The following is a 21224-nucleotide window of genomic DNA, read 5'->3' on the forward strand; positions in this document are numbered from 1 at the left end:
TAAAATAAGAATTGCTATGAAAACGAAAATTATTTTAATTATAACATGTTTACTATTTAAAACGTTAAGCTCACAAACCGATTTTTTTTCGCTAGTAAGAAACGGAGATTTGACTACTATTAAAACCATGGTGTTAAAAGATAAAAGTATTGTTAATCAGTCAAACCATATGGGGTTTACGCCGTTAATAATAGCTGTATATAATAATCAAACCGAAGTATCTCAATATTTAATAGCGCAAGGGGCAAATGTAAATGCTAAAGATAACAGCGGTAACACGGCACTTATGGGAGCTGCATTTAAAGGATTTGTAAAAGAAGCAAAACTTTTAATTGATTCTGGTGCGAATGTAAATGCGCAAAATTATAACAAAGCAACAGCTTTAACTTTTGTAGCTACTTTTGGTTCGGGTGAATTAGCTAATTTGCTTTTAAATGCAAATGCAGATATAACCATTAAAGACAGTGAAGGTAAAACGCCTTTAGACCATGCTATAGCACAAGGAAACAATGCTGTTTTAAATGTTATAAAAACAAAGTTTAAGGGCTAATAAACAGTGATTTAATAAAAATTATAAATTAAATTGTAAATTTTAAATTAGTTTTTATATTTGCACCCACAAAATCTGAAAAAGAGAGGAGGTTAAGAGCTATGTTAATTATACCAATAAAAGAAGGAGAAAATATAGATAGAGCTTTAAAGCGTTACAAACGTAAGTTTGATAAAACTGGTACTAAGCGTGGATTACAAAATCGTAAGCAGTTTACCAAACCATCTATTGCTCGTAGAGCGCAATTACAAAAAGCGCAATATATCCAAACTCTTAGAGATGCAGAGTCATTATAATACTTAAACTCTCAATATTAAAAATCCCACTAGTTACAAGTGGGATTTTTTTGTTTTATATCTTTACAATTGTATAAAGATGTGTAACTTTAGTACAATAAATTTAAAGTAAACTTCCAAATCTTGTCTATTTCAGCATTTTCAGAATATTTATTACTCGAAAAAAAGTACTCCAGATTAACAGTAAAGGCATATCAAAAAGATATTACAGCATTTTCAGAATTTGTGTTTACTGAATTTCAAGACGAATCAATAAATAATGTTAACTACGCACAAATTCGTACTTGGATAGTTAGTTTGGTAGAAGCTGGTATAACTAACCGAAGTGTTAACCGTAAAGTTTCAGCATTAAACACATATTACAAATACTTAATAAAAAGCAATCAAATTAAAATTAACCCTTTAGTAAAACATAAAGCCTTAAAAACAAGTAAGAAGGTGCAAATACCATTTTCTGAATCTGAAATAAGTGAAGTGTTAAATAGTTTTGATGCAGATAAAAGTTTTGAAAGCTTAAGAGATAAGTTAATAATTGAACTATTTTATTCAACAGGTATAAGGCGTATAGAACTTGTTGAGTTAAAAGTATCAAATATTGATTTACATAATAAAACGTTAAAGGTGTTAGGGAAACGAAATAAGGAAAGATTAATGCCGTTATTAAATTCTGTAGTGCTAACACTAAAGGAGTATTTAGAAGAACGTAATAAGCAGTTTAAGTTAATCGATTTAGATAATCTATTTCTTACAAAAAAAGGAGTTAAAATATACGAAACACTTGTTTATCGAATAATAAATGATTATTTTAGTAAAGCATCTAGAAAAGTAAAAAAGAGTCCGCATATATTAAGACATTCTTTTGCTACTCATTTATTAAATCAAGGTGCAAACTTAAATGCTGTTAAAGAACTTCTAGGTCACTCTAGTTTAGCTGCCACACAAGTCTATACTCATAATAGTATAGCAGAATTAAAAAAGGTGCATATAAAAGCGCATCCTAGAAGTAAAAAATAGTATTAAATTATTGTCTAACTAAACCTTATTATTTAAGATGAAAGTAAACACGCAATCCGTAAATTTTAATGCAGATCAAAAGTTAATTGAATTTATTCAAAAAAGAATGGATAAATTAGATTTGTTTTATGATAAAGTTATTAAGTCTGATGTTTTTTTAAAAGTAGAAAACACTAGCGATAAAGCCAACAAAATTTTTGAAGCCAGAGTAAGCGTTCCCGGTGATAGTCTTGTGGTAAAAAAACAATGTAAATCTTTCGAAGAAGGAGCAGATACCGCAATTGCATCACTGGAGAGACAGTTAAAAAAGCGAAAAGAAAAATTAAGAGCTTATTTATAGTAAAATTTTTAAAAAAATGTTTTGAATAAAAAAATAAATCTCTACATTTGCAGTCCGTTAGAAATAACGGGCTTTTTTTATATGCTAAAAAGTATTAAAAAGCCGATGTAGCTCAGCTGGCTAGAGCAGCTGATTTGTAATCAGCAGGTCGTGGGTTCGAGTCCCTCCATCGGCTCAAATAAATCTAAAAAACTTGTTTTTTAGTAACGTTCTTAAAAAGAGTGAAAATATAAAATTGGGGAGATACTCAAGCGGCCAACGAGGGCAGACTGTAAATCTGCTGACTATGTCTTCGCAGGTTCGAATCCTGCTCTCCCCACATTTTTATGGATAAAATAATTGCGGGAGTAGCTCAGTTGGTAGAGCGTCAGCCTTCCAAGCTGAATGTCGCCGGTTCGAACCCGGTCTCCCGCTCTAATATTTAAGCCGGTGTAGCTCAGGGGTAGAGCGTTTCCTTGGTAAGGAAGAGGTCACGGGTTCAAATCCCGTCATTGGCTCTATATCAAAGAAGATGAAAAATTATTAGAATACACTAATATTATTATATAACTAAGATTAAATTATTTTTAACATGGCAAAAGGAACTTTCGATCGTTCAAAACCGCATTTAAATATAGGTACTATTGGACACGTAGATCACGGTAAAACAACTTTAACAGCTGCTATTACTAAAGTATTAGCTGATGCAGGTTTATCTGAAGCTAGAGATTTCGATCAAATCGATAATGCTCCAGAAGAAAAAGAAAGAGGTATTACTATTAATACGTCTCACGTTGAGTATCAAACAGCAAATCGTCACTACGCACATGTAGATTGTCCAGGTCACGCCGATTATGTAAAGAACATGGTAACTGGTGCTGCGCAAATGGATGGTGCTATTTTGGTTGTTGCTGCTACAGATGGTCCTATGCCACAAACTCGTGAGCACATCTTATTAGGTCGTCAGGTAGGTATTCCTCGTATCGTTGTTTTCTTAAACAAAGTTGATATGGTTGATGATGAGGAGTTATTAGAGTTAGTTGATATGGAAGTTAGAGATTTATTATCTTTCTACGAATATGATGGAGATAATGGTCCTGTAATATCTGGTTCTGCTTTAGGAGCTTTAAATGGTGAGCAAAAGTGGGTTGATACTGTGTTAGAGTTAATGCAAGCTTGTGATGATTGGATCGAAGAGCCTGTACGTGATATGGATAAGCCATTCTTAATGCCTATCGAAGATGTATTCTCAATTACTGGTCGTGGTACTGTTGCAACTGGTCGTATTGAAACTGGTGTAGCAAACACAGGAGATCCTGTAGAGATTATTGGTATGGGTGCAGAGAAGTTAACTTCTACTATTACTGGTATCGAAATGTTCCGTCAAATATTAGATAGAGGTGAAGCTGGTGATAATGCTGGTATCTTATTAAGAGGTATTGAGAAAACTCAAATATCTAGAGGTATGGTAATTACTAAGCCAGGGTCTGTAACTCCACATGCTAAATTTAAAGCTGAGGTTTATATCCTTAAAAAAGAAGAAGGTGGGCGTCACACTCCATTCCATAATAACTACCGTCCACAGTTTTACGTTCGTACAACTGATGTAACTGGTAATATTTCTTTACCTGATGGAGTTGAAATGGTAATGCCTGGTGATAACTTAACAATTACTGTTGAATTAATTCAACCAATTGCAATGAATGTAGGTTTACGTTTTGCAATTCGTGAAGGCGGTAGAACAGTAGGTGCTGGTCAGGTAACTGAAATTTTAGATTAACAAATCGAAATATTTTATACTAAAGGTGTTTCGTTAACACGAAATACCTTTAAGTATAAATACGGGTGTAGCTCAGTTGGTAGAGCACTGGTCTCCAAAACCAGGTGTCGGGAGTTCGAGTCTCTCCTCCCGTGCGAAATAGAAGAAATTAAACAGGTTGAATTTAGGTTCAACTTGTTTTTATTAAAAAAATAACATTATGGGAATTGTAAATTATATAAAGGAATCATTCGCAGAGCTTAAAAATAATGTGACATGGCCTTCTTGGGCAGAATCACAAAGTTTAACGGTTTTAGTAGCTGTGTTTTCTATTATATTTTCACTTGCTATTTGGGGTGTAGATACAGTTTTTAGTAAGGTTATTTCGGCTTACTTTCAATGGATTGGATAACATTTAAAAGTTAAAAAAGATTATGTCTGAAGTAAGTGAAAAAAAATGGTATGTAGTTCGTGCAGTTAGTGGTCAAGAGAACAAAATTAAAACATACATAGAAAATGAGATAGCACGTTTAGGAATGCAAGATTATGTAGACCAAGTTTTAGTTCCTACAGAGCGCGTAGTTCAGATTCGAAATGGAAAAAAAATACATAAAGAAAAAGTTTTTTTTCCTGGATATATAATGGTTCAAGCTAATTTAACAGGTGAAGTACCTCATATTATTCGTTCTGTTACAAATGTAATTGGTTTTTTAGGAGAAACAAAAGGAGGAGATCCGGTGCCTTTAAGACAATCTGAAGTAAACAGAATGCTAGGTAAAGTTGATGAATTGGCAGTAGAAGAAACATCTAATGTAGCTATTCCTTACACTAAAGGTGAAACGGTAAAAGTAGTTGATGGACCTTTTAATGGTTTTGATGGAACAATTGAAAACATTAATGAAGAGAAGCGTAAACTTGAAGTTATGGTGAAAATTTTTGGAAGAAAGACACCATTAGAATTAAGTTATATGCAAGTTGAAAAAGTATAATAATTGTTACACTATATAATGATATGTTTTTTGCTTCCAAACTAAATCATATCAAACTAAATTATTAAAAATGGCAAAAGAATTAGGTAAAGTAGTTAAGTTACAAGTTCGGGGAGGTGCTGCGAATCCGTCGCCACCGGTTGGACCCGCTTTAGGTGCTGCTGGAGTTAACATTATGGAGTTCTGTAAGCAATTTAATGCGAGAACTCAAGATAAAGCTGGTAAAGTATTACCGGTTGTTATATCTGTTTATAAAGACAAGTCTTTCGACTTCGTTATAAAAACTCCTCCAGCTGCAGTACAATTATTAGAAGCGGCCAAGGTGAAAAAAGGTTCAGGAGAACCAAACCGAAAAAAAGTAGCTAAAGTATCTTGGGACCAAGTAAAGGCTATTGCAGAAGATAAAATGCAAGATTTAAATGCTTTTGAAATTGAATCTGCAATGCGTATGGTTGCTGGTACAGCAAGATCTATGGGGATAACTGTTACTGGTCAATTCCCATCTTAATCTATTAAAGACATTACAAAATGGCAAGATTAACAAAAAAGCAAAAAGAAGCTTTAGCGAAAATTGAAAAAGGAAGAGTGTATTCATTAAATGAAGCATCTGCCTTAGTAAAAGAAGTTACCAATACAAAGTTTGACGCATCAGTTGATATTGCTGTACGTTTAGGAGTAGATCCTAGAAAGGCAAATCAAATGGTACGTGGTGTGGTTTCATTACCTCATGGTACTGGTAAAGACGTAAAAGTATTAGCATTAGTAACTCCAGATAAAGAAGCAGAAGCTAAAGAAGCTGGAGCAGACTATGTTGGTTTAGATGAATACCTTGATAAAATTAAAGGTGGATGGACTGACGTTGATGTAATTATTACTATGCCTAGTGTTATGGGTAAATTAGGTCCTTTAGGACGTGTATTAGGTCCTCGTGGTTTAATGCCAAATCCAAAAACAGGTACAGTAACTATGGATATAGCAAAAGCTGTTAGCGAAGTAAAAGCTGGTAAAATCGATTTTAAAGTTGATAAAACAGGTATCGTGCATGCTGCTATTGGAAAAGCATCTTTTAGTGCTGATAAAATTGCAGGAAATGCAAATGAATTATTACAAACATTAATAAAATTAAAACCAACAACTGCAAAAGGTACTTACGTAAAGAGTATTTTTATTTCTTCTACAATGAGTCCAAGTATTGCTGTTGATCCAAAAATTGGTTAATTAAGTTAAAACTTTTATTATGACAAGAGAAGAAAAATCACAAGTTATTGAGGAGTTAACTACAGAATTAGCCAATAATGCAAATATTTATTTAGCTGATATTTCTGGGTTAAACGCAGGAGCAACATCTGACTTACGTCGTGCTGCTTTTAAAGCAAACATAACAATGGCAGTTGTTAAAAATACCTTACTAGCAAAAGCAATGGAGGCTTCAGATAAAGAGTTTGGAGAGCTTCCTACAGTTTTAAAAGGTAATACATCTGTAATGTATGCAGAGACAGGTAACGCGCCTGCAAAGTTAATTAAAAACTTCCGCAAGAAGTCAGAAAAACCTTTGCTTAAAGGGGCTTTTATTGAGGAAGCAATTTACATTGGCGACGAGCAATTAGATGCTTTAGTTGAAATTAAGTCTAAAGACGAATTATTAGGTGAAATTGTAGGATTATTACAATCGCCTGCTAAAAACGTTGTTTCAGCACTTAAATCAAGTGGAGGAAAAATTGCAGGTATTATTAAAACGCTATCTGAAAAAGAGGGATAGTATTGGCGAGTACGCACTTTATTACAATTATATTATTAAAAAACACTATTAAAACGATAGAAAAATGGCAGATTTAAAAGATTTCGCAGAACAATTAGTTAACTTAACAGTTAAGGAAGTAAATGAGTTAGCTACTATATTAAAAGATGAGTATGGTATCGAGCCTGCTGCTGCTGCTGCAGTTGCTGTTGCTGGTCCTGCTGCAGGTGGTGGTGACGCTGCTGAAGAAAAAACTGAATTTGATGTAATCTTAAAAGCAGCTGGTGGTTCTAAATTAGCAGTTGTAAAATTAGTTAAAGAATTAACTGGTTTAGGATTAAAAGAAGCTAAAGGATTAGTTGATGATGCTCCATCTCCAATTAAAGAAGGTGTAGCTAAAGATGAAGCTGAAGCTTTAAAAACTCAATTAGAAGAAGCTGGAGCAGAAGTTGAGCTTAAGTAAGCTTTACTACTCTTAAAAACAAAGGTTTAGGTATATCCCGCTAAATAGCGGGATAACACCTAGACCATTTTGCGTATATAAAAGTATAGCAAATAAATTACTATTTTTCAGCGCTATTTAGAGCTGTTTTTACCCAAGTGTTTAAAGAACACTTTAACTATTTTTTTAATCAAAATTCCGTCCATTGATGTTGTCAACACAAGCTGAAAGATTAAATTTCTCCTCTATTGTTAATAGAACGGAATATCCAGATTTCTTGGATATTCAAATTAAATCGTTTCAAGATTTTTTCCAATTAGAAACTAAATCAGAAGAACGAGGAGATGAAGGTCTTTATAATACCTTCATGGAAAACTTCCCAATTACAGATTCTCGTAATCAATTTGTATTAGAGTTTTTAGATTACTTCGTAGATCCACCAAGATATTCTATTGAAGAGTGTATAGAAAGGGGACTTACCTATAGTGTACCACTAAAGGCTAGATTAAAGTTATATTGTACAGACCCAGAGCATGAAGATTTTGAAACTATTGTTCAAGATGTTTATTTAGGTACTATTCCTTACATGACACCTAGTGGAACCTTTGTAATAAATGGTGCAGAACGTGTTGTTGTTTCACAGTTACACCGTTCTCCAGGTGTGTTTTTTGGGCAATCATTTCATGCAAATGGTACTAAATTATATTCAGCTAGAGTTATTCCTTTTAAAGGATCATGGATAGAGTTCGCTACCGATATAAACCAAGTAATGTATGCTTATATCGATAGAAAGAAAAAATTACCTGTAACTACGCTTTTCCGTGCTATCGGTTTCGAGCGAGATAAAGATATATTAGAAATTTTTGATCTAGCTGAAGAGGCTAAAGTTTCTAAAACAGGTCTTAAAAAGTATCTAGGACGCAAACTAGCTGCTCGTGTACTTAATACATGGCATGAAGATTTTGTAGATGAAGATACAGGAGAAGTAGTATCAATCGAGCGTAACGAAATTGTACTTGATCGTGATACTATTTTAGATAAAGATAATATTGAAGAAATTATTGAAGCTGATGTTAAAACAATTCTGCTTCACAAAGAATCTAATGAACAAGGCGATTATGCTATAATTCATAACACCCTTCAAAAAGATCCTACAAATTCAGAAAAAGAAGCTGTAGAACATATATACCGTCAATTACGTAATGCAGAACCGCCTGATGAGGAAACTGCTCGTGGTATAATTGACAAGTTATTCTTTTCAGATCAACGTTATTCACTTGGTGAAGTAGGTCGTTATAGAATGAATAAAAAATTACAGTTAGATATTGGTATGGATAAGCAAGTGCTTACTAAAGAAGATATCATAACTATTATTAAGTACTTAATTGAACTTATCAACTCAAAAGCAGAGATTGATGATATTGATCACTTATCTAACCGTCGTGTACGTACAGTTGGTGAGCAATTATCTCAACAATTTGGTGTTGGTTTAGCTCGTATGGCGCGTACTATTCGTGAGCGTATGAATGTTCGTGATAACGAAGTATTTACTCCAATTGATTTAATTAATGCAAAGACATTATCTTCTGTAATTAATTCTTTCTTTGGTACAAACCAGTTATCTCAGTTCATGGACCAAACGAATCCATTAGCAGAGATCACTCACAAACGCCGTTTGTCAGCATTAGGTCCTGGTGGTCTGTCTCGTGAAAGGGCAGGTTTCGAGGTTCGTGATGTTCACTATACACACTACGGAAGACTTTGTCCTATTGAAACTCCAGAAGGACCAAACATTGGTCTTATTTCTTCACTTTCAGTTTATGCTAAAGTTAATTCAATGGGATTCATTGAAACCCCATATAGACCAGTTGAAAATGGTGTAGTCGATATTAAAAATGCACCAACATACTTAAGTGCTGAAGAAGAAGAGGAAAAGTTAATCGCTCAAGCAACTGTTAATGTTGATGAGGATGGTAAGATATTACATGATAAGGTAATTGCACGTATGGAAGGTGATTTCCCTGTAATTGAACCGACTGATTTACATTATACTGATGTAGCTCCAAACCAAATTTCCTCTATCTCGGCTTCTTTAATTCCATTTTTAGAGCATGATGATGCAAACCGTGCTTTAATGGGATCTAACATGATGCGTCAAGCTGTACCATTATTAAGAGTAGATTCTCCTATTGTAGGAACAGGTCTTGAACGTCAGGTTGCTAAAGATTCCAGAGTATTAATTAATGCAGAAGGAACTGGAGAAGTTTTATATGTTGATGCAAACGAAATTAAAATTAGATATGATAGATCTGAAGATGAAGCTAAAGTAAGTTTCGATTCAGACATTAAAACATATCCATTAATCAAATTTAGAAAAACGAACCAAGGTACCTCAATCAACCTTAAGCCAATTGTTGTTAAAGGTGATACAGTAACAAAAGGTCAAGTTTTATGTGAAGGTTATGCTACACAGCAAGGGGAATTAGCTCTTGGTAGAAACATGAAAGTGGCCTTCATGCCATGGAAAGGTTATAACTTTGAGGATGCGATTGTAATTTCAGAAAAAGTTGTTCGTGAAGACATATTTACATCTATTCATATTGATGAGTACTCTTTAGAGGTTAGAGATACTAAATTAGGTAACGAAGAATTAACTAATGATATCCCTAACGTTTCAGAAGAAGCCACAAAAGATTTAGATGAAAACGGTATGATTCGTGTAGGTGCCGAGGTTAAACCTGGCGACATCTTAATTGGAAAAATCACACCAAAAGGGGAAAGCGATCCTACTCCAGAAGAAAAATTATTACGTGCTATTTTTGGTGATAAAGCTGGAGATGTTAAAGATGCATCTTTAAAAGCTTCTCCATCATTAAATGGTGTTGTAATTGAGAAGAAATTATTTGCTAGAGCAGTAAAAGATAAACGTAAGAGAGCTCAAGACAAAGATGATATTTTAGCTTTAGAGGCACAATACGACAGAAAGTTTGACGATTTAAAAGAAATTTTAGTTGAAAAACTATTCTCTATTGTAAACGGTAAAACAGCTCAAGGAATTTTTAATGATTTAGGTGAAGAAGTATTACCAAAAGGTAAAAAATTCACTTTAAAAATGTTAAATGCAGTTGATGATTATGCGCATTTAGTTTCAGGTAAATGGACTACCGATGAGCATACAAACCAATTAGTAGCTGATTTAATTCACAATTACAAAATCAAAGAAAACGATTTACAAGGTGCATTACGTCGCGAGAAGTTTACTATTTCTGTAGGTGACGAGTTACCATCAGGAATTATTAAACTTGCTAAAGTTTACATAGCTAAAAAACGTAAGCTTAAAGTTGGTGATAAAATGGCAGGTCGTCACGGTAACAAAGGTATTGTTGCTCGTATTGTTCGTCAAGAAGATATGCCATTCTTAGAAGACGGAACTCCTGTAGATATAGTACTTAACCCACTAGGTGTACCATCTCGTATGAACATTGGTCAAATTTATGAAACTGTTCTTGGATGGGCTGGACAAAAATTAGATAGAAAATACGCTACACCAATTTTTGATGGTGCAACTATCGATCAGATTAATGCATTAACAGACGAGGCTGGGATACCACGTTACGGACATACATATTTATATGATGGCGGTACAGGTGAGCGCTTCGATCAGCCAGCAACAGTAGGTGTAATCTACATGTTAAAGTTAGGACACATGGTAGATGATAAAATGCACGCACGTTCTATAGGACCTTACTCATTAATTACTCAACAACCTCTTGGTGGTAAAGCACAATTTGGTGGTCAGCGTTTTGGTGAGATGGAAGTTTGGGCACTTGAAGCATACGGTGCATCAAGTACTTTACGAGAAATTTTAACTGTAAAATCTGATGACGTAATTGGTAGAGCAAAAACTTACGAAAGTATAGTTAAAGGTGAGCCAATGCCAGATCCTGGTTTACCAGAATCATTCAATGTATTAATGCATGAATTGAAAGGTTTAGGATTAGATATCAGATTAGAGGAGTAAAAAAACATAGTTAACATCCACAGTTTAGATTGAAATATAAACTGTGGATGAAAGCTGAAGACTAAAAAACATGGCAAGAAAACAAGATAAGAATACAGTAAAGAGATTTAATAAAATCTCAATTGGTTTAGCATCACCAGAGTCTATTTTAGCAGAATCTCGTGGCGAGGTTTTAAAACCAGAAACTATCAATTATCGAACTCACAAACCAGAAAGAGATGGTTTGTTCTGTGAGCGTATTTTTGGTCCTGTAAAGGATTACGAGTGTGCTTGTGGTAAATATAAAAGAATCCGTTATAAAGGTATTGTTTGCGACCGTTGTGGTGTTGAAGTAACAGAGAAGAAAGTACGTCGCGATAGAGTAGGACACATTAACTTAGTTGTGCCAGTAGCACATATTTGGTATTTCCGTTCTTTACCTAACAAAATTGGTTATTTACTTGGTTTACCTTCTAAGAAATTAGATATGATAATTTACTACGAACGTTATGTAGTAATTCAGCCAGGTAATGCTAAAAATGAAGAAGGTGAGCCTTTACAAAAATTAGATTTCCTTACGGAAGAAGAATATTTAAATATATTAGAAGCACTTCCGCAAGACAATCAATATTTAGATGACACCGACCCTAATAAGTTTATAGCTAAAATGGGAGCAGAGTGTTTAATCGAGTTATTAGCTAGAATAGATTTAGAGACTTTATCATACGAATTACGTCATAAAGCAAACACTGAAACGTCTAAACAACGTAAAACAGAAGCTTTAAAGCGTTTACAAGTGGTTGAAGCTTTACGTGAATCTAACAACAACCGCGAAAACAGACCAGAATGGATGATTATGAAGGTTATTCCAATCATTCCGCCAGAATTACGTCCGTTAGTACCGTTAGATGGTGGTCGTTTCGCAACTTCAGATTTAAATGATTTATACCGTCGTGTTATTATTCGTAACAACCGTTTAAAGCGTTTAGTTGAAATTAAAGCACCTGAAGTAATTTTACGTAACGAAAAGCGTATGTTACAAGAATCTGTAGATTCGTTATTTGATAACACACGTAAATCTTCAGCAGTAAAAACCGATTCTAATCGTCCGTTAAAATCTTTATCAGATAGTTTAAAAGGTAAGCAAGGACGTTTCCGTCAAAACTTACTTGGTAAACGTGTAGATTACTCGGCACGTTCGGTAATTGTTGTAGGTCCAGAATTAAAATTATTTGAATGTGGATTGCCAAAAAATATGGCAGCAGAACTTTACAAGCCTTTTGTAATTAGAAAGTTAATTGAAAGAGGTATTGTAAAAACTGTAAAATCTGCAAAGAAAATTATAGATAAAAGAGAGCCTGTGGTTTGGGATATCTTGGAAAATGTTCTTAAAGGACATCCAGTATTACTAAACCGTGCTCCTACATTACACCGTTTGGGTATTCAAGCTTTCCAACCTAAGTTAATTGAAGGTAAAGCAATACAATTACACCCATTAGTTTGTACGGCATTTAACGCCGATTTCGATGGTGATCAAATGGCGGTGCATTTACCTTTAGGTCCAGAGGCAATCTTAGAGTGTCAATTATTAATGTTGGCATCGCATAATATTTTAAACCCTGCAAATGGTTCGCCAGTAGCAGTACCTTCTCAGGATATGGTTCTTGGTTTATATTATATGACTAAAGAGCGTAAGTCTACACCAGATTTACCAATAAAAGGAGAAGGCTTAACATTCTATTCTCCAGAAGAAGTAGAAATTGCTTTTAATGAAAAGCGTGTAGACTTAAATGCATCAATTAAAGTCCGTACGATTGATATTAATGAAGAAGGTAAGTTAGACAGAATGATTATTGAAACAACTGTTGGACGTGTGTTATTTAATCAACACGTACCACAAGCAGCTGGTTTTATCAACAAAGTACTAACTAAAAAGTCGTTAAGAGATATTATCGGTGATATTCTAAAAGCAACATCTGTTCCCGAAACTGCGGATTTCTTAGATGCGATTAGAACTTTAGGATTTAATTTTGCATTTAAAGGTGGTTTATCATTTAGCTTAGGAGATATTATTATTCCACCAGAAAAGCAATCTATGATTGATGCCGCCAATACTAAAGTAGATGGCATTACAGGTAATTACAACATGGGGCTTATTACTAACAATGAGCGTTATAACCAAGTTATCGATATCTGGACATCAACTAACGCTGAATTAACCGAGTTGTCTATGAAGCGTATTCGCGAAGATCAACAAGGGTTTAACTCTGTGTTTATGATGCTTGATTCTGGAGCTCGTGGTTCTAAAGAGCAGATTCGTCAGTTAACTGGTATGCGTGGTTTAATGGCAAAGCCTAAAAAATCAAATGCCGGAGGTGGTGAAATTATTGAAAACCCAATTCTTTCTAACTTTAAAGAGGGGCTTTCAATTTTAGAATACTTTATTTCTACTCACGGTGCTCGTAAAGGTCTTGCAGATACTGCATTAAAAACTGCAGATGCAGGTTACTTAACACGTCGTTTAGTTGATGTTTCTCAAGATGTTATTATCAATTCAGAAGATTGTGGTACATTAAGAGGTGTCGAAGTTGAAGCACTTAAGAAAAACGATGAAATAGTTGAAACATTAGAGGCAAGAATTGTTGGTAGAGTATCATTAAACGATGTAAATAATCCTTTAACAGATGAGTTATTGGTATCTGCAGGACAATTAATTGATGATAAAATAGCTAAAACTATTGGAGATTCTCCTGTTGAGTCTATTGAAGTTCGTTCACCATTAACATGTGAAGCTTTACAAGGTATTTGTGCTAAATGTTACGGTCGTAACTTAGCCTCTGGTAAAATGGTTCAGCGAGGCGAAGCAGTTGGTGTTGTAGCGGCACAATCAATTGGAGAACCTGGTACACAGTTAACACTTCGTACTTTCCACGTGGGCGGTATTGCAGGAAACATTTCAGAAGAAAATAAACTTATAGTTAAGTTTGATGGTGTAGCTGAAATTGAAGATTTAAAAACAGTTAAAGGTCAAGATAACGAAGGTAACGATATTGATATTGTTATTTCTAGAACATCAGAACTTAAACTTATAGATAAGAAAACAGGCATTGTTTTAAGTACAAATAATATTCCTTATGGTTCTACACTAAATATTAAAAATGGTGCTAGTTTAAGTAAGGGGGATGTAGTTTGTTCTTGGGATCCATATAACGGTGTAATTATTTCAGAATTTGCTGGTAAAGTAAGATATGAAAACATCGAGCAAGGTATTACTTACCAAGTTGAGATTGATGAACAAACAGGTTTCCAAGAAAAAGTAATTTCAGAATCTAGAAATAAAAAGCTTATCCCAACCCTTCATATTGAAGATGGAAATGGAGAAGTAATTCGCTCTTACAACTTACCAGTTGGGGCACACCTTATGATTGATGACGGAGAGAAAATTAATGTTGGTAAAATTTTAGTAAAAATACCACGTAAATCGGCTAAAGCTGGTGATATTACGGGTGGTTTACCGCGTGTAACCGAATTATTCGAAGCACGTAACCCATCTAACCCAGCTGTTGTTTCAGAAATAGATGGTGTTGTATCTTTTGGTAAAATTAAGCGTGGTAACCGTGAAATTATCGTAGAGTCTAAATTAGGCGAGATTAAAAAATACTTGGTTAAATTATCAAATCAAATTCTTGTACAAGAAAATGATTTTGTAAAAGCAGGTATGCCGCTCTCTGATGGTTCTGTAACACCTAACGACATATTAAACATTAAAGGGCCTTCAGCAGTACAACAATATTTAGTAAACGAAGTACAGGAAGTTTACCGTTTACAAGGTGTAAAAATTAACGATAAGCATTTTGAAGTTGTTGTAAGACAAATGATGCGTAAAGTTAGAATTATTGATTCGGGAGATACTCTATTCTTAGAAGATCAATTAGCACACAAAGCTGATTTTATTAAGGAAAATGATGATATTTTCGGTATGAAGGTAATTGAAGATGCTGGAGACTCTGTTAATCTTAAAGAAGGGCAAATAGTTTCACCTCGTCAATTACGTGATGAAAACTCAATTTTACGTCGTGAAGATAAAAATCTTGTTGTAGCTCGTGATGCACAACCAGCAACAGCAACACCTATTCTTCAGGGTATTACAAGAGCGTCACTACAAACTAAATCTTTTATTTCTGCAGCATCCTTCCAGGAAACTACAAAAGTACTTAACGAAGCAGCTGTAGCTGGTAAAGTAGATACTTTAGAAGGCTTAAAGGAAAATGTAATTGTAGGTCATAGAATTCCTGCAGGTACAGGTATGCGTAAGTATAGCGACATTATTGTAGGTTCGAAAGAAGAGTTCGACCAAATGATGCAAGTAAAACAAGAATTAAATTATAATTAATAATTTTTGTTATTCCCGCGAAGGCGGGAATCTATAAAATAAAAGCCTTCATGTATAAACGTGAAGGCTTTTTTTAATGAATTTATAATAATAAAACTTTTATTTAAAGTTAAAAAATAGTTTCAAATGGCAGACGAAAAGAATAAACCAAAACAAGGGCAAATAAATATAGAGTTAGATGAAAAAGTAGCTGAAGGTACATATTCTAACTTGGCCATAATTAATCATTCTGTATCCGAATTTGTAGTCGATTTTGTTAACATAATGCCGGGTGTACCTAAGAGCAAGGTTAAATCTAGAATTATATTAACACCACAACATGCTAAACGATTATTAAAAGCGTTAAACGACAATGTACAACGTTTTGAGCAAGCACATGGTGAAATAAAAGATTACGAGCAACCTCCAATTCCTTTAAATTTTGGACCAACAGGACAAGCATAAAAAAAAGCCTTTAAAATTAATTTTAAAGGCTTTTTTTTATTGAAATTAAATTTATTCAAACTCCGATGTGAAGTGTAATTTTACACTCGGGTATTTTTGCTGTGTCATTTGCAGTGAAAATGGAGAGTCTGATAAAAACACCAATTGACCTTGCTTGTCTTTTGCTAAAAAGCGCTGTTTAACTCTTAAGAACTCTTTATATTCATCAGATTTTGGATCATCTGGATCTACCCAACAGGCCTTATGAACATTTAAGTTTTCGTAAGTACATTTTGCTCCATATTCATGTTCTAATCGATATTGAATTACCTCGTATTGTAAAGCGCCAACGGTACCAATTACTTTTCTACCGTTAAGTTCTAAAGTAAAAAGTTGTGCTACACCTTCATCCATTAATTGATCGATACCTTTAAAAAGCTGTTTCGATTTCATTGGATCAGCATTGTTTATATATCTAAAATGCTCAGGAGAAAAACTAGGAACGCCTTTATAGTTTAAAATTTCTCCTTCTGTTAAGGTATCACCAATTTTAAAACTCCCTGTATCCTGTAAACCAACAATATCTCCAGGATACGATATATCTACAATTTCTTTCTTTTCAGCAAAAAACGCATTTGGGCTCGAGAATTTAAGTTTTTTATTATTTCTTACATGAAGGTATGGCGTATTACGTTTAAATTCACCAGAAACAATTTTAACGAAAGCTAAACGGTTACGATGATTTGGGTCCATGTTTGCATGAATTTTAAAAACAAAGCCTGTAAATTTCTTTTCATCTGGTTTTACCAAACGTTCTTCACTTTGTTTAGCTCTTGGTTTTGGTGCTATTTCAACAAAACAATCTAATAACTCGCGAACTCCAAAATTATTTAATGCGGAACCAAAAAATACAGGTTGTTGATTGCCTTCTAAGTAATCCGTTTTATTAAACTCTGGGTATATACCTTCAACTAACTCTATTTCTTCTCTTAAGGTATTAGCCGATTTTTCTCCAATTAATTCATCCAATTCAGGAGAAGATAAATCAGAAATTTCAATAGTTTCTTCAATATTTTTTCGGCTATCTCCACTAAATAAGTTTACATTTTTTTCCCAAATGTTGTAAATACCTTTAAATTCATAACCCATGCCAATAGGGAAACTTAAAGGAGCTACTTTTAAACCTAGTTTTTGTTCAACTTCATCTAACAAATCAAAAGCATCTTTACCTTCACGGTCAAGTTTATTAATAAACACAATCATAGGAATGTTTCTCATACGGCAAACTTCAACCAACTTTTCAGTTTGTTCCTCAACACCTTTTGCCACATCAATAACAACAATTACACTATCTACGGCTGTTAAAGTTCTAAAGGTATCTTCAGCAAAATCTTTATGTCCAGGTGTATCTAGAATGTTTATTTTTGTACCGTTATACTCAAATGCTAAAACAGAGGTAGCCACCGAGATACCACGTTGGCGCTCAATTTCCATAAAGTCACTAGTAGCACCTTTTTTAATTTTATTACTTTTTACAGCGCCAGCTTCTTGAATAGCACCACCAAAAAGTAATAGCTTCTCTGTTAATGTTGTTTTACCTGCATCTGGGTGAGAAATAATACCAAAAGTCCTTCTGCGTTGTATTTCTTTTAAAAAACTCATAAAATTTTAAATAAATGGGATGCAAATATACTACTTAATACACCAAATATTGTAGAACTTTACAGGGCTTTTTAATTTAGTAAATACATTGTTAGTTTAAATTTTACTTGGTATTTTTGTTTACTATGGAAGAAGAAAAAGTAATTCTTGTAAATGAACAAGATGAACAAATAGGATTAATGGGTAAAATGGAGGCTCATGAAAAAGCATTATTACATCGTGCATTTTCAGTTTTTGTTTTTAATGATAAGCATGAATTAATGTTACAGCAGCGTGCTTTTAGCAAATACCATTCTCCGGGCTTATGGACAAATACATGTTGTAGCCACCAGCGTGAAGGTGAAAGTAATATAGAAGCTGGAAAACGTAGATTATTTGAAGAAATGGGATTTGTAACCGAGTTAGAAGAAACAACTTCATTTATTTATAAAGCCCCTTTTGAAAATGGATTAACAGAACATGAGTACGACCATATTATGCTAGGGTACTTTAACGATGCCCCAGAAATTAATACAGATGAAGTTGAAGCTTGGAAATGGATGCCTTTAGAAGCCGTAAAAAATGATATTAATTTAAATCCAGATACTTATACCGAGTGGTTTAAAATTATTTTTGAAAAGTTTTATAAACACATAAATATTACAAAGCCATGAAAGCCACAGTAAGCAGAAAAGCCCATTTTAACGCTGCTCACAGACTTTATCGAGCAACTTGGAGCGACGATAAAAATAAAGCTGTTTTTGGTAAGTGTAGTAACCCTAACTTTCATGGACATAATTACGAGTTAATTGTAAGTGTAACAGGAGAGATAGATAACGAAACAGGTTTTGTTATAGATATGAAGGTTTTAAAAGATTTAATTTATGAAGAAATTGAGCAAACTTTCGATCATAAAAATTTAAATTTAGAGGTTGAAGTCTTTAAAACACTAAATCCAACAGCCGAAAATATAGCTGTTGTTATATACAACATTTTAAAACCAAAACTATCAAAGCATCTAGATTTACAAATAACACTGTACGAAACTCCACGAAATTTCGTTACCTATAGTGGTAAATAAAAAACTTTATAAGTTGTAAAAATAAAAAGAGTTTTATATTTATTTTAAATGTAATTTTGCATTAAATTAAAATTTATATTATGGCAAATGTTAGAGATTTAAAAAAAGACATAAATTATGTTCTAGGGGATATTATTGAAGCTGTTTACGTATGGGAAATGGAAAATACAGATAAGGATACAAAAGAGAGCGAAGCAATAATTGATGAAGCTATTGAAACGTTTGATGTTTTAATAGCAAAAGTAAATGCAAAAGATGTAGAAACCCCAAAGGCTCATTTTAAGGCAATTAACCTTGAACTGGAAGAAAAAGGGAAGGCGTTAATAGAAAAGATTAATAAATTAAGTTAATTTTTTTTAGAAAGTGCTTGCAAATTTAATTTTTGCGATTATATTTGCACCCGCAATTACGCCGATGTAGCTCAGCTGGCTAGAGCAGCTGATTTGTAATCAGCAGGTCGTGGGTTCGAGTCCCTCCATCGGCTCAAAACACTTAAACGTGTTGCGAAAAAAAACCTTTCAAATTTTAATTTGAAAGGTTTTTTGTTTTATAAGAGTTGTTTATGCACTATAGCAATTACTCTTTTTCTTTTATTTCTTTAATAAATGCATCAAGCTCTTTTCCATATAAAGAGTTTTTTATCTCTGGAGTTAGGCTTTGGTTAATAGTATCTAAATACTTTACTTGTGCATTGTAAATTTCAGAAAGTGCTAAATATGGAGCAACTTCGCTGTCTTTATGGTTAAGTGCAAAATTTACAGTATATAGGTATTGCCTTTTTAATAATGAGTTAGATAATTTTATTAAAGAGTCATTGGCTATTGAATCTCCTCTGCGTTGCGCTTCAAATTGTTCTTTAATAAGCTCTAAACGCTTGTTTTTTAATTTAGAAAGCATCGCTCTATATTCTTCGTATATTTCTTGTTGCTTAGAGCCTTTAATTTTAGCATCAAAAACAAAATTTTTAAGAGTTGTGTTAATTTCGGTAACTCCTTTATCAGCAAAAAACTGAATACGATCTTGTTCAGTACTTTTTTTATCTAAATCTAAAATGAACATTTCAGGAGATTTTAAGCTTGCTTGCAGTTCAAAGTTAGAGGTACCATTTAATACAAGGCTATCTACTGTTATTAGTATTGTATCTTGTACTTTTTTTAGGTAAACGGTTCCTTTTTTTAAACCTTTTATATTTCCTTTTACAATTAAATCGTTTTCTGTTTTACCACAAGAAAATAGAAGAGCTGTTACAGCTATTAACCAAATATGTTTCATTAATTTTTGTTTTAAGGTTAGCAAATATCTTATAATTTAAATAATAATACTAATCGGTTTTTAATTAAATAACACTAGGGGTTCTTTTTTTGTTAAATAAATACTAATGGAAAACAGGTTTTAAGTTTTTGGCACGAGAATTGATTACTAGTTAGTAATTACATTCAAATAATAGTTTATTGAGTGGTTACTTTAAACTTTAGATTGTAATTCAAATTTTGGTTAGTTAGTTAGATAAAAAACACCTTTTAATAAGGTGTTTTTTTATTGGTTAGAATTAATTTTAGAGAAACATTTTAGCTTATAAATATGTTTTTTATCGATTAAATGCGTTTTTTTGATTTTAAATGTTAAAAAAAAGTACATTTCATCGAATAACAATGTTTTTCGTCGTTATTCATGTTTTAAGAATTATATATTTGTTGTGTACTAAATAACACACTTTTTAGTTCAATGGATTAATTAATTAATATTTGCATTATGTTGTTGATGCGGTTATCCCCAAATCTAACCATCATAAGTAAAGAAGCAAATTGAGAAAAAACCGAGTTTGAGGGAACTCGGTTTTTTTATGCAATAAAATCAAGTATACTAATAGGTTTATTGATTATGCCTTAATTAATTTTTAAATTAGCATTATTATGACGTATAAGATTTTTATTTTAATATGTGTTTTAACTTTTAAAGGTTTTGCTCAACTTCCTGAAGGGTTTGTTTATGTAAAAGATATAATTCCTGATTTGGATGTTGAACTAAGGTATAATACAACTAATAATTTTTTAGGAAAGCATGTTAACGGTTACTACGGTAACACTTTAATTCTTACTGAACAAGCGGCTGAAGCTTTAAAATTGGTGCAAGAAGAACTTCAAAAACAAAATTTGTGTTTAAAGGTTTATGATGGTTACAGACCGCAGGAAGCCGTTAATCATTTTGTTAAATGGGCTAGAGTATTAGATGATACTATAAATAAATCAACTTTTTATCCAAAGGAAAACAAAAAGAATTTGTTTAAAAACGGTTATATCGCTTCTAAGTCTGGACATAGTAGAGGAAGTACAGTCGATTTAACAATAATTGATGCTAATACAGGAACACCTATCGATATGGGAAGTCCATTTGATTTTTTTGGACAACAATCGTGGGTTACGTTTGGCAAAATAACCAAAAAGCAGCATGATAATAGAATATTGCTTCAGCGTGTTATGCAAAAGCACGGATTTAGAAGTTACTCCAAAGAATGGTGGCATTTCACTTTACGCGGTGAGCCTTTTCCTAAAACCTATTTTAATTTCCCTATAAAATAA

The 21224-nt window shown here is 33.1% G+C and carries 21 protein-coding genes and 6 tRNA genes; 25 read left to right on the plus strand and 2 right to left on the minus strand.

Translation table 11 applies throughout. The annotated features are described in order from the left end of the window. Positions 1–16 precede the first annotated feature (16 nt). The 19 genes from LG649_RS12090 to LG649_RS12180 all read left to right on the plus strand — a co-directional run bounded on the left by LG649_RS12090 (position 17) and on the right by LG649_RS12180 (position 15944). The gene (locus LG649_RS12090) at positions 17–550 is read left to right on the plus strand and encodes an ankyrin repeat domain-containing protein (RefSeq protein WP_226544071.1); all 534 of its coding nucleotides are present in this window, start codon (positions 17–19) and stop codon (positions 548–550) included. A 101-nt stretch (positions 551–651) separates the two neighbouring features. Then, positions 652–846 carry a 30S ribosomal protein S21 gene (gene rpsU, locus LG649_RS12095; RefSeq protein WP_226544072.1) on the plus strand — a complete coding sequence of 65 codons (195 nt, stop codon included), beginning with the start codon at positions 652–654 and terminating at the stop codon, positions 844–846. A 123-nt stretch (positions 847–969) separates the two neighbouring features. Continuing rightward, positions 970–1860, plus strand: coding sequence for a tyrosine-type recombinase/integrase (locus LG649_RS12100; protein ID WP_226544073.1), 891 nt, complete (start codon positions 970–972; stop codon positions 1858–1860). Positions 1861–1897: 37 nt separating this feature from the next. Continuing rightward, positions 1898–2200 (plus strand): ribosome hibernation-promoting factor, HPF/YfiA family, encoded by a 303-nt coding sequence (gene hpf / locus LG649_RS12105; protein ID WP_226544074.1) that lies wholly within the window; start codon positions 1898–1900, stop codon positions 2198–2200. Positions 2201–2301: 101 nt separating this feature from the next. Next, positions 2302–2375 (plus strand) — tRNA-Thr (locus LG649_RS12110). Positions 2376–2437: 62 nt separating this feature from the next. Beyond that, positions 2438–2519 (plus strand) — tRNA-Tyr (locus LG649_RS12115). A 22-nt stretch (positions 2520–2541) separates the two neighbouring features. Continuing rightward, positions 2542–2614, plus strand: a tRNA-Gly gene (locus LG649_RS12120). 11 nt (positions 2615–2625) lie between these two features. Beyond that, positions 2626–2697 (plus strand) — tRNA-Thr (locus LG649_RS12125). 74 nt (positions 2698–2771) lie between these two features. Continuing rightward, positions 2772–3959 carry an elongation factor Tu gene (gene tuf, locus LG649_RS12130; protein WP_226544075.1) on the plus strand — a complete coding sequence of 396 codons (1188 nt, stop codon included), beginning with the start codon at positions 2772–2774 and terminating at the stop codon, positions 3957–3959. A 61-nt stretch (positions 3960–4020) separates the two neighbouring features. Continuing rightward, positions 4021–4093, plus strand: a tRNA-Trp gene (locus LG649_RS12135). Between the two features lie 62 nt (positions 4094–4155). Beyond that, positions 4156–4350 carry a preprotein translocase subunit SecE gene (gene secE / locus LG649_RS12140; RefSeq protein ID WP_226544230.1) on the plus strand — a complete coding sequence of 65 codons (195 nt, stop codon included), beginning with the start codon at positions 4156–4158 and terminating at the stop codon, positions 4348–4350. Positions 4351–4372: 22 nt separating this feature from the next. Continuing rightward, positions 4373–4927: a transcription termination/antitermination protein NusG gene (gene nusG / locus LG649_RS12145; RefSeq protein ID WP_226544076.1), complete on the plus strand. Its 555-nt coding sequence runs from the start codon at positions 4373–4375 to the stop codon at positions 4925–4927. Positions 4928–4997: 70 nt separating this feature from the next. Beyond that, on the plus strand, positions 4998–5435 hold the full coding sequence (gene rplK / locus LG649_RS12150; protein WP_226544077.1) for a 50S ribosomal protein L11: 438 nt from the start codon (positions 4998–5000) through the stop codon (positions 5433–5435). 20 nt (positions 5436–5455) lie between these two features. Beyond that, a complete protein-coding gene (rplA, locus tag LG649_RS12155) occupies positions 5456–6145 on the plus strand; it encodes a 50S ribosomal protein L1 (RefSeq protein WP_226544078.1) in 690 nt (229 codons plus the stop codon). 19 nt (positions 6146–6164) lie between these two features. After that, the gene (gene rplJ / locus LG649_RS12160; RefSeq protein WP_226544079.1) at positions 6165–6686 is read left to right on the plus strand and encodes a 50S ribosomal protein L10; all 522 of its coding nucleotides are present in this window, start codon (positions 6165–6167) and stop codon (positions 6684–6686) included. Positions 6687–6750: 64 nt separating this feature from the next. Next, the gene (rplL, locus tag LG649_RS12165; RefSeq protein WP_226544080.1) at positions 6751–7128 is read left to right on the plus strand and encodes a 50S ribosomal protein L7/L12; all 378 of its coding nucleotides are present in this window, start codon (positions 6751–6753) and stop codon (positions 7126–7128) included. A 187-nt stretch (positions 7129–7315) separates the two neighbouring features. After that, complete coding sequence (gene rpoB / locus LG649_RS12170) at positions 7316–11128, plus strand: DNA-directed RNA polymerase subunit beta (protein ID WP_226544081.1); 3813 nt, start codon at positions 7316–7318, stop codon at positions 11126–11128. A 70-nt stretch (positions 11129–11198) separates the two neighbouring features. Then, positions 11199–15500 carry a DNA-directed RNA polymerase subunit beta' gene (gene rpoC, locus LG649_RS12175; RefSeq protein ID WP_226544082.1) on the plus strand — a complete coding sequence of 1434 codons (4302 nt, stop codon included), beginning with the start codon at positions 11199–11201 and terminating at the stop codon, positions 15498–15500. Positions 15501–15626: 126 nt separating this feature from the next. Then, positions 15627–15944: a DUF3467 domain-containing protein gene (locus LG649_RS12180; RefSeq protein ID WP_226544083.1), complete on the plus strand. Its 318-nt coding sequence runs from the start codon at positions 15627–15629 to the stop codon at positions 15942–15944. A 51-nt stretch (positions 15945–15995) separates the two neighbouring features. On the opposite strand, the gene LG649_RS12185 is transcribed toward LG649_RS12180, so the two are convergent. Then, on the minus strand, positions 15996–17585 hold the full coding sequence (locus LG649_RS12185) for a peptide chain release factor 3 (protein WP_226544084.1): 1590 nt from the start codon (positions 17583–17585) through the stop codon (positions 15996–15998). 125 nt (positions 17586–17710) lie between these two features. On the opposite strand from LG649_RS12185, the gene idi reads away from it, so the two are divergent. The 4 genes from idi (at position 17711) to LG649_RS12205 (ending at position 19129) form a co-directional block, all read left to right on the plus strand. Next, complete coding sequence (idi, locus tag LG649_RS12190; protein ID WP_226544085.1) at positions 17711–18238, plus strand: isopentenyl-diphosphate Delta-isomerase; 528 nt, start codon at positions 17711–17713, stop codon at positions 18236–18238. Further along, on the plus strand, positions 18235–18645 hold the full coding sequence (locus tag LG649_RS12195; RefSeq protein ID WP_226544086.1) for a 6-pyruvoyl trahydropterin synthase family protein: 411 nt from the start codon (positions 18235–18237) through the stop codon (positions 18643–18645). Before idi ends, LG649_RS12195 begins: the two co-directional genes overlap by 4 nt. An 80-nt stretch (positions 18646–18725) precedes the next feature. Then, positions 18726–18995 carry a hypothetical protein gene (locus LG649_RS12200; RefSeq protein WP_226544087.1) on the plus strand — a complete coding sequence of 90 codons (270 nt, stop codon included), beginning with the start codon at positions 18726–18728 and terminating at the stop codon, positions 18993–18995. Between the two features lie 60 nt (positions 18996–19055). After that, a tRNA-Thr gene (locus LG649_RS12205) sits at positions 19056–19129 on the plus strand. A 92-nt stretch (positions 19130–19221) separates the two neighbouring features. Here LG649_RS12205 and LG649_RS12210 read toward each other — a convergent pair. After that, complete coding sequence (locus tag LG649_RS12210) at positions 19222–19917, minus strand: DUF4369 domain-containing protein (protein WP_226544088.1); 696 nt, start codon at positions 19915–19917, stop codon at positions 19222–19224. A 347-nt stretch (positions 19918–20264) separates the two neighbouring features. Between LG649_RS12210 and LG649_RS16435 the strand changes: the two genes are divergently transcribed. Beyond that, positions 20265–20354, plus strand: a complete 90-nt coding sequence (locus LG649_RS16435) for a DUF4044 domain-containing protein (protein ID WP_394371917.1) — start codon at positions 20265–20267, stop codon at positions 20352–20354. Positions 20355–20558: 204 nt separating this feature from the next. Beyond that, positions 20559–21224 (plus strand): M15 family metallopeptidase, encoded by a 666-nt coding sequence (locus LG649_RS12215; RefSeq protein ID WP_226544089.1) that lies wholly within the window; start codon positions 20559–20561, stop codon positions 21222–21224.

This window comes from Neotamlana laminarinivorans (genome assembly GCF_020523925.1).
Taxonomy (GTDB): domain Bacteria; phylum Bacteroidota; class Bacteroidia; order Flavobacteriales; family Flavobacteriaceae; genus Neotamlana; species Neotamlana laminarinivorans.